This window comes from Corynebacterium sp. HMSC035E02 (assembly GCF_001836065.1).
GTDB classification, from domain to species: domain Bacteria; phylum Actinomycetota; class Actinomycetes; order Mycobacteriales; family Mycobacteriaceae; genus Corynebacterium; species Corynebacterium hiratae.
On the sequence record NZ_KV827333.1, the window covers coordinates 26,641 to 40,649 of the forward strand.

Here is a 14,009-nt window from a genome sequence, read left to right on the forward strand (position 1 = left end):
TTGAGTGATAGAACTAACAATATCACCTTAGTTGTGATGCGAAACGCTCGGTGGGATTTCCACCCCCTCCCACTGGGGCGATTCGCACCAGACCACTCGCGAAGGAGTTTTTGATGACCAACCCCCCGCACCGCGTAGCCATCCTGGGTGGCAACCGCATTCCCTTTGCTCGCTCCAATAAGCAGTACGCTCACGCGTCCAACCAAGATATGCTCACCAGTGCGCTCGACGGCCTCGTGGCGCGCTACGGGCTTCACGACGAACGCCTCGGACTCGTCGCCGCCGGTGCCGTGCTCAAGCACTCCCGCGATTTCAACCTCACCCGCGAGTCGGTCCTCGGTTCCGCGCTCGACTCGACCACTCCAGCACTCGACATGCAGCAGGCTTGCTGCACCTCCCTGGCGGCAGCTATCCACGTCGGTGATGCCATTGCCCAGGGCCGAATCTCCGCCGGCATCGCAGGAGGCACGGACACCACCTCGGATGCCCCGCTGGCCGTCAATGACACGCTGCGCCGCACGCTGCTCAACCTCACCCGCGCCAAGACCGCTGCGCAGCGCGCCCAGCTCATCGGCTCTATCCGTCCCTCGCAGCTGGCCCCGGAACAGCCACAGAACGGTGAGCCGCGCACCGGACTCTCCATGGGTGATCACGCCGCCATCACCGCCCGCGAATTGAACATCAGCCGCGAAGCCCAGGACGAGCTGGCGCTCGCCTCCCACCAGAACCTCCATCAGGCCTGGGAAGAGGGATTCTTCGATGACCTCACCACCGGATTCCTCGGCGTCAACCGCGATACCAACCTGCGCCCGGATTCCTCCCTGGAGGCCCTGGCCAAGCTCAAGCCGGTCTTCGGCAAGCGGGATGCCGAGCAGCACGGCACGCAGGCCACCATGACCGCGGGCAATTCCACACCGCTGACCGACGGCGCCTCCGTCGCCTTGCTGAGCTCCGAGGAGTGGGCAGCCGAGCACAATATCGAGCCCCGCGCCTTCCTCGTCGATTCCGAGACCGCGGCGGTCGATTTTGTCCACGGCCCCGACGGGCTTCTCATGGCCCCCACATACGCGGTCCCGCGCCTGCTGGAGCGCAACAACCTGTCGCTACAGGACTTCGACTTTTACGAAGTCCACGAGGCCTTCGCCTCCCAGGTACTCGCCACCCTGTCCGCATGGGAGGACGAGACCTACTGCCGCGAGCGCCTCGGCCTGCAGTCTGCGCTGGGCCCCATCGACCGCGCCAAGCTCAACGTCAAGGGCTCCTCCCTTGCCGCTGGGCACCCCTTCGCCGCCACCGGCACCCGCATCCTCGCCACCACCGCCAAGATTCTCGAAGAAAACGGTGGCGGGCGCGCCCTCGTCTCCATCTGTGCGGCCGGTGGACAGGGTGTTGCAGCCATCGTCGAGCGTTAAGAAACTTCCCTCCCCAGAAAGGAACCCCACCATGGCACTCACCAAGTCCTCCTCGGACACGAAACCCGTCTCACCAGAACTCAACAATCAAGCCACGACCGACGCCCCCAAGGCCGAGGCCCGCAGCCCGCACCGCCTGCCCACCACCCCGAAGCCCTCAGTGGCCACAGAACTGGCTGCGCTTCTCGACGGCCCCCACGCCGCCTTCCGCCAGGAGCTGCGCACCTTCCTCAACGACCCTTCGCTCTTCCCGAAGCCGGACCTGCCGATGGCAGAGCAGCGCCAGCACACCTTTGACAACCTCTCCAAGGTCCGCGATTTCGGCGGTTTCAACCACGGCCTGCGCCGCGCCAACGGCGGTTCCGGTAAGCCGAACCTGTCCACCTTCACCCTGGAGGGCCTAGCCTGGGTTGATGGTTCACTGGCTATTAAGTCCGGCGTGCAGTGGGGCCTGTGGGGCGGCGCCCTGGATCAGCTCGGCACTGAACGCCACCTCGAGTGGGTCAAGAAAGCCGCCAGCCTGGAGCTGCCAGGCTGCTTCGCTATGACCGAGCGCGGCCACGGCTCTGACGTGCAGTCCCTGGAAACCACCGCCACCTTCGACCCAGAGACCAACGAGTTCGTCATCAACACCCCCTCCGATTCCGCGGTGAAGAACTACATCGGCAACGCCGCCAAGGACGGCCGTGCGGCCGTCGTCTTCACCCAGCTGATCACCCCTGACAGCGATGGCCGCTCCCACGGCGTGCACGCCATCATCGTCCCGATCCGCGATGAAGAAGGCAACGAGCTGCCGGGCGTGACCTTGGGCGATCATGGCCACAAGGGTGGTTTGGTGGGCGTCGACAATGGCACCCTGCGCTTCGACAATGTCCGCGTGCCGCGCGAGAACCTCCTCAACCGCTTCGCCGATGTCGATGAGAAGGGTAAGTACACCTCCCCCATCGAGTCCAAGAATGCCCGCTTCTTCACCATGCTGGGCACTCTCATCCGCGGCCGCATCGGCGTCTCCGGTGCGGCGGGCGCGGCCACCGAGGCATCCCTGGACATCGCCATCCGCTACGCCAACCGCCGCCGCCAGTTTGAGGGCGCGACCGGCGCTGAGAAGCGCCTCATCGAGCACCGCCAGCACCGCCGCCGTCTGCTCATTCCGTTGGCCCGCACTTATGCGCTGCACCTGCTCTACAACCAGATTCTGGAGCGCTACCAGGAGCAAAACGATCAGCACGAGGCTGGCACCTGGTCAGTGACGGAGCCGACCGAGGAGCAGAAGTTCGCCTCCCGCGAGATGGAATCCCTGGCCGCGGCCATCAAAACTGCGCAGACCCAGCACGCCACCCGCACCATCCAGGAATGCCGCGAGGCTTGCGGCGGCGCTGGCTACATGTCGGAGAACCGCCTGACTACCTACCGTGCCGACTCCGATGTCTTCGCCACCTTCGAGGGCGATAACACCGTGCTCATCCAGATGGTGGGCAAGAACCTGCTCACCGCCTATGGCCGCGCGATGAATGACATGAGCCCGTGGGACACCGTGAAATACGCGGCCTCCACCGCCACCGATGTGGTTCGTCGCCGCTATGGATTCACCACCCGCCTGCAAAGCCTCGTGGACCGCGTGAATCCTTCAGAAGCTTCGCTTTTCGACGCCACCTACCAGGCCAAGCTCATCGACGACCGCGCCCAGTCCATCCTCTTCTCCCTCGTGCGCCGCATCCAGCCGGCCCGCAAGGCTGATAAGGTGCAGGCTGCCGCCATCATGGACCAGTGCCAGGATCACCTCATCGCCGCCGGCTGGGCCCGCGTGGATACCTTGTTGGTCCAGGCCATGATTGAGGCCGAGGAGCGCCTTGAGGAAGGTTCGCTGGCACGCCAGGTCTTTGAGCAGCTGCGCCACCTCTTCGTCTTCGACACCTTGGTCCAGCACGCGGGCTGGTACCAGGAACACAACCTGATCCCGGCAGGCCGCATCAAGGCCGCCCGCGCCGCCATCAACGACCTCGTGGATTCGCTGGCACCGTGGTCCGTCGTGCTCGTCGATGCCTTCGGCGTTCCGCCTGAGGTACACAACATCCCGATGCTCACCGAGGCTGGAGTGGATCCGCTCCACGTCTAGTCACTCCACGCATAGGGAGGGCACTTCCGCCATCCGGCGGGGTGCTCTCCCTAGTTTTCTGCCAGTAGCGATAGGGACTGTTTACTCTCTGAGCTATGACCACACAGCATCCGATGTTCTCCAGTTCCTTCCCACCCTCCGATGATCTCCTTGAGCCAAGCCCGCTTCGCAATGACATCGCATTGCGCCTCTGCCACGGCGAATCTCGCCAGGACATCCACAACGACTACATTGAAGTCCTCGATGACCCCTCCGAATGGGAGGCCAGCTACGAGGAACCTTATCCAGAGGATTTTGACACCATCATCGACGAAGTTGCCGCAGAATACGGCCGGTTGGTCACAGAAAAGTCGGAGGATGTTAAGCGCCTCGAAGCCCTGCGCGAGGAGCTTGCTCAGCGCGATATCTCCTTCACGTTCAACGAGGCCTGGGATCTCTCAGACGGCGTCTGGGTAGGCTCCAAGCTCGCTGAGAAGGAAGGCCGCAGCGGCTATGCCTACTGCCACCGACAGGACATCAGCCGAGTTATTTACGACGGCGAGCTGTACTTCGGTTTCTCCGCGATGGAGGAAAACGAAGAAGCAACCATCAAGGTCGGCGAGCAACTCGTCGAGGCCCTACGCGCCGTGGGCTTCGATCCCGAGTGGAATGGCTCGACGACAGCGCGCGTTCTGTGCCAGGACGTCGCTCTCGAATTCCCCCTCGCCGAAGATCTCACCGATGCCGAGTAAATGGCCCCGCAACGCTAGCCCTGTATAGGGCTAGCCCACCACAACCATCCAGATGGCTACCATGTGCACCACCGCCGCGGCAATCGTCGCGGTGTGGAAGTGTTCGTGGTAGCCATACCAGCGCGCGTTGCGCCCCGGCCACTTGAAGCCGTACATCAACGCACCCAGCGAGTAGACCACCCCACCTGCGAACAGCAGCCACACTACAGCCGGTCCCGCGGACTGCCACAGGTTCGGCAGTAGCGGCAGGATGAGCCAGCCTAGGACGAGGTAGACCACCACATCCAACCACCGCGGATGATTGATCCACACCAAATTCAAGACCACGCCCATGATGGCGCCCACCCACGCCGCGGTTAGCATCCATAGCGCCTGCGTCGGCTCCAGCACGATGGCGCACAGCGGCGTATACGTTGCCGCGATAAACACAGAAATCGTCGCGTGGTCAGCACGCCGCCACCATTGCACCGCGCGCATCGATACCCACGGCCAGCGGTGGTACAGGGCCGAGACCGTAAAGAGCCCCACCACTCCCACGCAGTAGACCGTCACCGCGAGCCCCTGCCACCACGGCAGCGTCATCCACCCAAAGGTGATGAGGACGGTCGATGCGATGAGGGAAGCAATCGCGGCAAAGAAATGGCCCCAGCCGCGCGTCAGTGGACGCGGACCACGGTCCGCCATCCAATAGGTGCGCTGGATGAGCTGCTCCATCGTGCTGTGTTCGCGCATAGAGCTGTCTTCAACTGGAAACTCTTGCGGGGAGGATATGTGAGCACTGGGTGCGTTCATAGTGAGGGCCCTTGCCTTGTCTGAAATGAGGGTCATGCGAATAACGCATTCACCCTCAAAACTTACGTACCCGTAACTATACGGCGGGGCGCTGCAGCGGACAAGGGCTAAGCGAAAGTTACCGCAAGGTTTTCTGCCGCTATGTGCAGTTCGAAGGCGCCGACAAAGTAAACTTCACTATTTGTGTTTTCCTATGTCTCAGTTCCTCGCCGCACCACGGCGTGGCTCGCAGCCGCCATGGTGGCGCTGGGGGCGGCGCCGGCAGGCGTCGGCTCCGCCTCCGCTCAGTCCAGCACGATCGGCGAGGTTTCCTCGCGCGTGACCAACCCGCAGCCCTGGCTGGGCGACGAGCCTTTCATCACCTCACAGCGCCACATGGGCGGCAACCACTGGGTGGTGGACGTGTGGTCCCCGGCCAACCGTGCGGTGATTTCCAATAACGTCCTGCTCCCCGAGAGTGATAAGCCGCGCCCCTCCTTCTACCTGCTGCCCGGCGTGGAGGGCGGCCAAGCGGGCATGAACTGGATGACGCACACCGATATTCGCCAATGGGCCGTGGGCAAGAACGTCAACGTGGTGATGCCACTCGGCGGCGCCTATTCTCTCTACACCGATTGGGATAACGAGGATCCCATCTTGGGCGTCAACAAGTGGAACACCTACATGACCACTGAGTTGCCCCCGCTGATCGACGCCGAATTCCACGGCACCGGCCGCGATGCCATTGGTGGTGTTTCCTCCACCGGCGGTGCTGCACTCGACATCGCCGGCCACGCCCCACAGCGCTACAAGGCCGCGGCCTCCTACTCCGGCTGCCCGGTGCGCTCCGGCGCGATTGGCTTCCCCACTTCCACCGCGATGATGGCCTACGGCGGCGGCTCCTCCTTCAACGCGTGGGGCCTGCCGGGCTCCCCGCAGTGGTTCGACCACGACCCCAACGCTAATCCCGGCCGCCTTCGCGACGTCGAGGTCTTCGTGGGCTCGGCCTCCGGCACCCCGGGCCCCATCGATGGCACGAACAAGCCCAGCCAGTGGCTCGGGCCCCGCGCGATAGAGATGGTGGCCAACCACTGCTCGGAGGAATTCACCCGCAACGCCCGCAACGCCGGGGTGCGCGTGAACCGTTACTTCAGCCCCCAAGGCTCGCACACCTTCGGCCTCTTCTCCCGCCAAATGAAGCTGAGTTGGGACCAGACCATCGCCCGCACCATCGGCGCGTAGGTAGTTGGTTCCTAGGAGATTACCGCCTCACTGCGGGATCAGCCCCTCGCTCCCGTCTCCGGCATTTCCAAATTACCCCCCTTGCCTCCCCACGCGATGAAGGTCTAAACTCAAGGCGAAAGGTTCCGCCCCACCGAAAGAGCCCCTGAAGGCTTTCCGGCTTACGCCGGTAGGTGGGGCGGTCGCTTATTTTCGGACCGGACCACTCCAATAATAGGTCTTTCCCGCCGAAAACATATTGAATTGATCCCAATTGTGCCGCCGCGAAAGTGCTTGAACGTACTGTCCCTTGCCTCGTTCCATTTTCTGAAACCATGACCAAGAAAAGTAGTCAGCAATCTGACCGTTCAAATCCTGTTTTACTGGATGAAAGAGCACACGAAACTTTAGCTGTAAACCTTTCAACAGAGGCTTTATCCTCTTTTCAAACGCCGATCTTTCCTTGCCAGTAAGAACAGAGTCGAAAATTAAGATTACTTCGCCTACCTCTGAGTCTCCCCACACCGCATTAATCCACTTCCCCATTGCACCAGCAAAAAGCCCTAAAAGCTGCGGTGGAGACTGGTAAGTCGGATGCGTCATTCGCTTATCCACCCAAATCGTGTGGACACGGCACCGATCGAGCTCATTAATTCGGTCTATTACCCGCTTTCGCGTTCCTTTCGAATTCTCTGTTGCATGAAACTCAAGGTCTTCGCTCCCCGCTGCCATAAGTTCATACTTCAGCGCTTGCAGTCTCATCGCAGTGCCTGCTGGATCGAAAGTGCAAAATGCTGTGATTAGGAAGTGCGTGGAGGCTTTTGCACCAAACTGCATATCCCCCGACTCATCGAGAAAAACATACAAAGTCCTTTCTCTCTTCACGTCTTCCATCTCTATTCCCCAGCCCCGTACGCAGCTATTGCTAATAGTCTACAACGCTGATTGGAGCAATTAGACAGCGCGGGCAGGGCCTCGCCTTGGCGAGAACCCTGCCCGATTGCAGTGCGTGTGGTTTACTCCACGACGGAGTTGGCCCCGACCGCGTGGCCGAAGAGGTCCGGCAGGGTTGCTGCCCAGGCCTCACGCAGCTCAGAAACGGCGATGGACTCGCCGCCGAGCTCCAGCTGACCGTTGTCGGTGGTCTGGCCCACGACGACGGCCGGAACGCCGCACTCCTCGGCGCGCTGCAGCAGCATGTCGACGCGGTCCGCGGTCGTTGCCACGAGCACGCGGGAGGCGGACTCGGAGAAGGCAGCCACGAAGGCATCCTCATGGACCTTGGACAGGTCCAGGCTCAAGCCCACGCCGCTGCGCTTGGCCATCTCGAATGCGGTGACGGCAAGGCCACCCTCGGAGATGTCGTGTGCAGCGGTCAAGCCTTCGTTGCCCACGAAGAAGTCCGCGAGGCGCTGCTCGTTGGCCAGGTCCACCTGCGGCGGCAGACCATTCAAACCATTCCCCGACTCATTTCCTTGCTCACGAGCGCTGACCTGCTGCCAGATGGAGCCACCGAACTCATCCTTGGTCTCACCCAGCAATACGAGGACCTCCGGCTCCTCCACGAGACCAAGCTCGTTGCCGATGGACTTGTGGACGTCGTCGATAACGCCCAGGACGCCCACGACGGGCGTCGGCAAGATCGGCTCCTCGCCGGTCTGGTTGTAGAAGGAGACGTTGCCGCCGGAGACCGGGATGCCGAGTTCCACGGCACCGTCGGCAAGCCCATGCACGGACTCGCGGAACTGCCACATCACGTCCGGGTTTTCCGGGGAACCATAGTTGAGGCAATTGGTGATGGCGACCGGGCGTGCACCGGTCACAGCGACGTTGCGGTAGGCCTCCGCCAGCGCCAGGCGGGTGCCCATGTTCGGATCCAGCTTGGTGTAGCGCCCAGAAGCATCAGCCGATACCGCGATACCGCGGCCGGTCTCCTCGTCGATGCGCAGCACACCAGCGTTCGCGTGGTGGGACTGCACGGTGTTGCCGCGCACGTAGCGGTCGTACTGGTTGGTGATGAAATCACGCGAGCACAGCGCCGGGGAGGCCACGAGCTTCTTCAGCGCCACGGTGAGGTCCTGCTTCTCGACGCCCTGGAACTCCTGCAGCGCATCCTGCCACTCCGGGCGGGCATAGGGGCGGTCGTAGACCGGGGCCTCGTCCGCGATGGTGCCGGCCGGGGCGTCCACGACGACCTCGCCCTGGTGGCGGATAATGAGGTGCTTGCCGGTGGTAACCTCACCGATCTCAGCGCAGGTGACATCCCAATGCGCGCAGATCTCCTTGAACTTCTCCACGTTCTCCGGGGTCACCACGGCACACATGCGCTCCTGGGACTCGGAGGCGAGGATCTCTGCAGCGGTCATATCCATTGCGCGCAGCGGGACGTTGTCCAGGTTGATCTCCATGCCACCATCGCCGGCGGCGGCCAGCTCGGAGGTGGCGCAGGCCAGGCCCGCACCGCCCAAGTCCTGGATGCCCACGACGATGCCGGACTTGTACAGCTCCAGGCAGCACTCGATGAGAACCTTCTCCGCGAACGGGTCACCCACCTGCACGGCCGGCAGCTTGCGCTCGGCGCCGTCCTCGAAGGTGTCAGAAGCCAGCACGGACACGCCACCGATGCCGTCGAGGCCGGTGCGCGAACCGAAGAGCATGACCTTGTTGCCGGTACCGGAGGCAAAAGCGAGCTTGAGGTCCTCCACCTTCAGCGTGCCCACGCACAGCGCGTTGACCAGCGGGTTGCCCGCATAGGACTCATCAAAAACGGTTTCGCCGCCAATGTTGGGCAGGCCCAAGCAGTTGCCGTAGTGCGAAATACCGCCGACAACACCGGGCAAAACGCGCTTGGTGTCGGGGGCATCAGCCGGGCCGAAGCGCAGCTGGTCCATCACGGCAATCGGGCGCGCACCCATCGCCATGATGTCGCGGACGATGCCGCCGACACCCGTGGCCGCACCCTGGTGCGGCTCCACGTAGGACGGGTGGTTGTGGGACTCCACGCGGAAGGTCACCGCGTTGCCGTCTCCGATGTCCACCACGCCGGCGTTCTCACCGATGCCGGCGAGGATCTTGGAGCCCATCTCCTCGGTCATGGTCTCGCCGAAGTAGCGAAGGTGCGTCTTGGAGGACTTATAAGAACAGTGCTCCGACCACATCACCGAGTACATGGTCAGCTCGGCGTCGGTGGGGCGGCGGCCCAGGATCTCGCGGATGTGCGCGTACTCGTCATCCTTCAGGCCCAACTCGCGGTAGGGCTGCTCCAGCTCGGGCTGCGCGGCCGCCTGCTCGACGGTGTCGTTGTGTACGGTCATTGTTTCTCCTTATAACCGTCGGCGCGGGTTAAGCGACGACCTTGAGGGCGGACACAAACAAACCCAGACCGTCGGTGGACGGGCCGGTGAGAAGATCGATGGCGTGCTCCGGGTGCGGCATGAGTCCCACCACGTTGCCGGCCTCGTTGGTGATACCGGCGATGTCGTTGATGGAGCCATTGAAGTTATCCGTGTAGCGGAAGACCACGCGGCCTTCGCCTTCGAGGCGCTCCACGGTCTCCGCGTCCGCCTGGAAGCGGCCCTCGCCGTGCTTAGCCGGAATCAGGATCCGCTGGCCCTGCTCAAACTCGCTGGTCCAGGAGGTCTGCGCGTTCGCCACCTCGAGGTAGGTATCCACACAGTGGAAGTGCAGCCCCTGGTTGCGGGTCAAGGCGCCGGGCAGCAGGCCGGCCTCCGTCAAAATCTGGAAGCCGTTGCAAATGCCGAGCACCGGCATGCCCTTATTCGCTGCTTCCACCACCGCGCGCATGACCGGGGCCAGCGCAGAGATGGCGCCGGAGCGCAGGTAGTCACCGTAGGAAAAGCCGCCGGGAACAACGACGGCGTCCACTCCTCGCAGGTCCTCGTCCGCATGCCACAGGGACACGACGTCGGCGCCGGCGGTGCGGGCGGCGCGGGCCGCGTCGACGTCGTCAAGCGTGCCGGGGAAGGTAATAACGCCGATCTTCATTACTGGATAACCTCGTAGTCCTCGATCACGGTGTTCGCCAGAAGGGTGGACGCAACCTTCTCGAGTTCCTCGGCGCTGACCGAATCATCGACTTCAATTTCAAAGCGCTTGCCCTGGCGCACGTCGCTGACACCAGCAACCCCCAGGCGGCCCAGCGCGCGGACGACGGCCTGACCTTGCGGGTCCAAAATCTCGGCCTTGGGCATGACATTGACAACTACACGAGCCATGAAAATTCTGCCTTACTGTGCGTGAGTATAGGTGCCCCGCCAGTCTATCCCGCCAGCGGGAAAGATTCGGAATCTTTGGGGGTGGTGAATTCAAACCAAACGGCTGAAGAATTCTTGGGGAATCCCGGCTTAACCCCCAGCTCGCGCGTTGTCCTCCGGTATCCCGTGGCGGCGAAGGCAGGTAGAACCAGATGCGTTGTCATTTTCTCGCTGATTAAAGGAACCTCTCATGCGCCTCACACGCATCGGCTCTCTCGCCATCGCTGCATTAGTGTCTACCTGCGTCGTTGTCCCCCAGGCCGGCGCCGCGGTGGATGGCTCCACTGCCGTCATCTCGGAGGTCTATGGTGGCGGCGGCAACAAGGGTGCCGCTTTTACCCATGACTTCATCGAGCTCTACAACCCGACGGATAGCGCCATTGACCTCTCCGGCTGGTCCGTCGAATATTTTTCCTCCTCCGGCAACTCGGGCGGCAAGCACGACCTGTCCGGTTCCATCCCGGCCGGGGGTTACTTCCTCATCCAGGAAGGTGGCGGCGGCGCAGGCGATCCGCTGCCCACCCCGGATCACGAGGGCAAGCTGTCCATGTCCGGCTCCAAGGGCTCGGTGAAGCTTTACGACGCCTCCGGGGCCGAGGTGGACCTCGTGGGGTACGGGGCGGCGTCGCTCAGCGAGGGCTCCCCCACCAAAGCCTTGAACAACTCCACCTCCGCCCAGCGCGACACCGAGGGGACCGATACCGACGACAACTCCGCGGACTTCTCTGCGGCTGCGCCAACGCCGAAGTCGGCCGGCGGTGCAGCCCCGCAACCGGACCCCACCCCGACCGAGCCAGGCGCGACCGTCACCATCCCGGGGATTCAAGGCACCGGCGCGGAGTCCCCACTCAAGGGCCAGAACGTCACCACGCAGGGCGTCGTCACCGCGGTGTGGAAGGGTGAGAAGTCCCTCAACGGCTTCACCATCCAGACCCCGGGCACGGGAAAGACCGCGCCGACCGAGGCCTCCGAGGCCGTCTTCGTCTACACCGGTGGTACCGGCTTCTACCCAGAGATTGGGGATTCCGTCGAGGTCACCGGCACCGTTGATGAGTACTACGGGCAGACTCAAATCTCGTTGAGCACTGGATCCACGCTTGACGACGCCCTCTCCCCCGTCACCCCGCTGGCCATCGATGCCCTGCCGGAAGGCGATGCGGCGCGAGAGAAGCTCGAGTCCATGCTGCTCAAGCCTGGCGTGCACACCGTGACTGATAACTACGGTCTCAACCGCTTCGGCGAGCTCGGGCTAGCGCCGGGCACTGAGGCGCTGCGTCAGCCCACCGATATTGTCTCCCCGGGCACCCAGGAACAAAAGAACATGGAAGCCGCTAACGCGGCAAAGTACGTCATCTTGGACGACGGTTCCACGCGCGACTTCTCCCGTGATGGCGCCTCGACGAAGCTGCCCTACATCATGCAGAACGGCTCGGATGTGAAGACCATCCGCACCACCAACCAGGTGGAGTTTGCGGACTCCGGCGTAATCCTGGGCTACGGCCACAACCAATGGCGCTTCCAGCCCACCACGATGATTACCGGTGACTCTGCCACCGCAGACCTGCCGATTACGTGGGACCCGGCCCGTCCGGAGGCCCCGCAGGTGGAAGGCGACTACACCGTGGCGGCGTTTAACGTGCTGAACTTCTTCATCAACCTAGGTGAGGACAACGGCGCGAAGGCGTACAAGGACCGTTTCGGTAACGGTGTGGGTTCTGATAGCGGCACCTTCCGCGGCGCGTGGTCGGAGTCTGCGTTCAACGACCAGAAGGGCAAGATCCTCACCGCGCTGGAGGGCCTCGATGCCGACGTCATTGGCTTGTCGGAGATTGAGAACGCCGCGAATACCGTGGGTGGCTCCTACGACGATGCTGTGAAGTACCTCGTAGATGAACTCAACACCCGCGCGGAATCCGAAAAGTGGGATTACGTCAAGGCCCCGGCGAACTCCGCGGCGGACTCGGATGTCATCCGCACTGCGATCATCTACAAGAAGGACCGCGTCCAGCCAGTAGGTGAGGCCACCTTGCTGGAGGACGAGCGTTTCAAGGGCACCGCCCGCACCCCGCTCGCTGCGGAGTTCAAGCCGGTTGCTGACAAGTGCGCTCCTGAGGGCCCAGATTCCTTCGTGGTGGTCACCAAACATTTCAAGTCCAAGGGTTCGGTGGCTAACGGCGACAAGGACACCGGCGACGGCCAGGGCAACAACCCCAACGTGCGCAATGCCCACGCCCAGGCTGTCCTCGATGGTTTGTCCAAGCAGCCGCAGTGGCAGGAGAAGGCCACCTTCGTCATGGGTGACTTGAACGCTTACTCCAAGGAAGACGCCATCTCCATCTTCCGCAACGCTGGCTACACCATCCCGGTTGAGGAACTCAACCCGGAGTCTGAGTGGCAGGCAGTGGCCTCTTACCAGTTCTCCGGCCGCATTGGCTCCCTGGACCACATCCTGGCCAACGAGCACGTCGATGCCCAGGCTGCACAGACCTGGAACATCAACTCCGATGAGCCGATTGCCATGGAGTACTCTCGCCGCAACTACACCGGCGGCGATGTCTTTGAGGCCGATAACCCCTACCGCTCCTCCGACCACGACCCGGTCAAGGTGGGTTTCAACCTTGCCCAGGTTTCCCGCTCTGCTGACGATCTTAAGGACTGTGACAAGACCGAGGACCCAGCGCCGACTGACGAAGCCCGCGGCATCAAGTCCGTCACCATTGACGACAATGGACATCTCATCATCACCTACACCGACGGCACCACCGAGGATGCTGGCAAGGTCGTCGGCTCCGATGGCAAGGACGGTAAAGACGGCGACAAGGGCGACAAGGGCGATGCCGGCCAGGACGGTAAGGACGGCGCCGACGGTAAAGGCGGCCGTGGTATCAAGTCCGTGACTACCAACGACAAGGGCGAGGTGGTCGTCACCTACACCGACGGCACCTCTGAGATTCTCGGTACCCTCGCCGGTTCGAAGGGCGACCAGGGCATGCCGGGCCGCGATGGCTTCGATGGCGCACCAGGCCGCGACGGCACCGATGGCCGCGATGGCGCAAACGGTAAAGACGGCAAGGACGGCCGCGGTATTAAGTCCGTGACCACGGATGCCGACGGTAACCTCGTCATCACCTACACCGACGGCACCTCAGAAACCGTCAAGTCCGGCGACAAGCCGGCGACCCCGGCAGGTGGTTCCTCTGTGAGTGAGCGTTGCTTGCCGACGGTCCTCGGCCTCACCATCCCAGCAGCCCTCGCCATCCCACTGGCCTTCCTCGGGAACATCAGCGCGCAGTTCAATATCCCGGGCCTTGAGCCGGTACAGAAGCAAATTGAGTCGCTGACGTACAACGTCACGCGCAACATCCCACGCGAGGCTCAGTACGCAGCTGGTGGTATCGGCCTGCTGGCAGTCCTCGGCATCATTGCCGCTGCCTGTGTCCCAACCGAGTCTGAATAGAGCGCTCTCCCGAGTTTAATGTGTGCG

General features: G+C 62.8%; 10 protein-coding genes. 5 read left to right on the forward strand and 5 right to left on the reverse strand.

The window, feature by feature from the left end; genetic code table 11:
* The first annotated feature begins 113 nt into the window (after window positions 1-113).
* From HMPREF2635_RS04520 to HMPREF2635_RS04530, 3 genes are all read left to right on the forward strand, one after another.
* On the forward strand, window positions 114-1,412 hold the full coding sequence (locus HMPREF2635_RS04520) for an acetyl-CoA C-acetyltransferase (RefSeq protein WP_070821320.1): 1,299 nt from the start codon (window positions 114-116) through the stop codon (window positions 1,410-1,412).
* A gap of 31 nt (window positions 1,413-1,443) precedes the next feature.
* Complete coding sequence (locus HMPREF2635_RS04525; protein WP_070821321.1) at window positions 1,444-3,528, forward strand: acyl-CoA dehydrogenase family protein; 2,085 nt, start codon at window positions 1,444-1,446, stop codon at window positions 3,526-3,528.
* A 95-nt stretch (window positions 3,529-3,623) separates the two neighbouring features.
* A complete protein-coding gene (locus HMPREF2635_RS04530) occupies window positions 3,624-4,259 on the forward strand; it encodes a DUF6891 domain-containing protein (protein WP_046649316.1) in 636 nt (211 codons plus the stop codon).
* 30 nt (window positions 4,260-4,289) lie between these two features.
* On the opposite strand, the gene HMPREF2635_RS04535 is transcribed toward HMPREF2635_RS04530, so the two are convergent.
* Window positions 4,290-4,991 (reverse strand): PAQR family membrane homeostasis protein TrhA, encoded by a 702-nt coding sequence (locus tag HMPREF2635_RS04535; RefSeq protein ID WP_070821322.1) that lies wholly within the window; start codon window positions 4,989-4,991, stop codon window positions 4,290-4,292.
* 243 nt (window positions 4,992-5,234) lie between these two features.
* Between HMPREF2635_RS04535 and HMPREF2635_RS04540 the strand changes: the two genes are divergently transcribed.
* Entirely contained in the window at window positions 5,235-6,272 is a 1,038-nt protein-coding gene (locus HMPREF2635_RS04540) for an alpha/beta hydrolase (protein WP_070821323.1), read from the forward strand.
* 186 nt (window positions 6,273-6,458) lie between these two features.
* Here the strand turns inward: HMPREF2635_RS04540 and HMPREF2635_RS04545 are convergent, their stop codons facing one another.
* From HMPREF2635_RS04545 to purS, 4 genes are all read right to left on the reverse strand, one after another.
* Window positions 6,459-7,145 carry a DUF3800 domain-containing protein gene (locus tag HMPREF2635_RS04545; RefSeq protein WP_070821324.1) on the reverse strand — a complete coding sequence of 229 codons (687 nt, stop codon included), beginning with the start codon at window positions 7,143-7,145 and terminating at the stop codon, window positions 6,459-6,461.
* A gap of 122 nt (window positions 7,146-7,267) precedes the next feature.
* Window positions 7,268-9,565 carry a phosphoribosylformylglycinamidine synthase subunit PurL gene (gene purL / locus HMPREF2635_RS04550; RefSeq protein WP_070821325.1) on the reverse strand — a complete coding sequence of 766 codons (2,298 nt, stop codon included), beginning with the start codon at window positions 9,563-9,565 and terminating at the stop codon, window positions 7,268-7,270.
* Between the two features lie 28 nt (window positions 9,566-9,593).
* Window positions 9,594-10,256 (reverse strand): phosphoribosylformylglycinamidine synthase subunit PurQ, encoded by a 663-nt coding sequence (gene purQ / locus HMPREF2635_RS04555; protein ID WP_049154757.1) that lies wholly within the window; start codon window positions 10,254-10,256, stop codon window positions 9,594-9,596.
* Window positions 10,256-10,486, reverse strand: coding sequence for a phosphoribosylformylglycinamidine synthase subunit PurS (gene purS, locus HMPREF2635_RS04560; RefSeq protein WP_039676532.1), 231 nt, complete (start codon window positions 10,484-10,486; stop codon window positions 10,256-10,258). The genes purQ and purS overlap by 1 nt, the downstream gene beginning before the upstream one ends.
* Before the next feature lie 229 nt (window positions 10,487-10,715).
* On the opposite strand from purS, the gene HMPREF2635_RS04565 reads away from it, so the two are divergent.
* The gene (locus HMPREF2635_RS04565; protein ID WP_246824849.1) at window positions 10,716-13,982 is read left to right on the forward strand and encodes an ExeM/NucH family extracellular endonuclease; all 3,267 of its coding nucleotides are present in this window, start codon (window positions 10,716-10,718) and stop codon (window positions 13,980-13,982) included.
* Window positions 13,983-14,009: the final 27 nt, after the last annotated feature.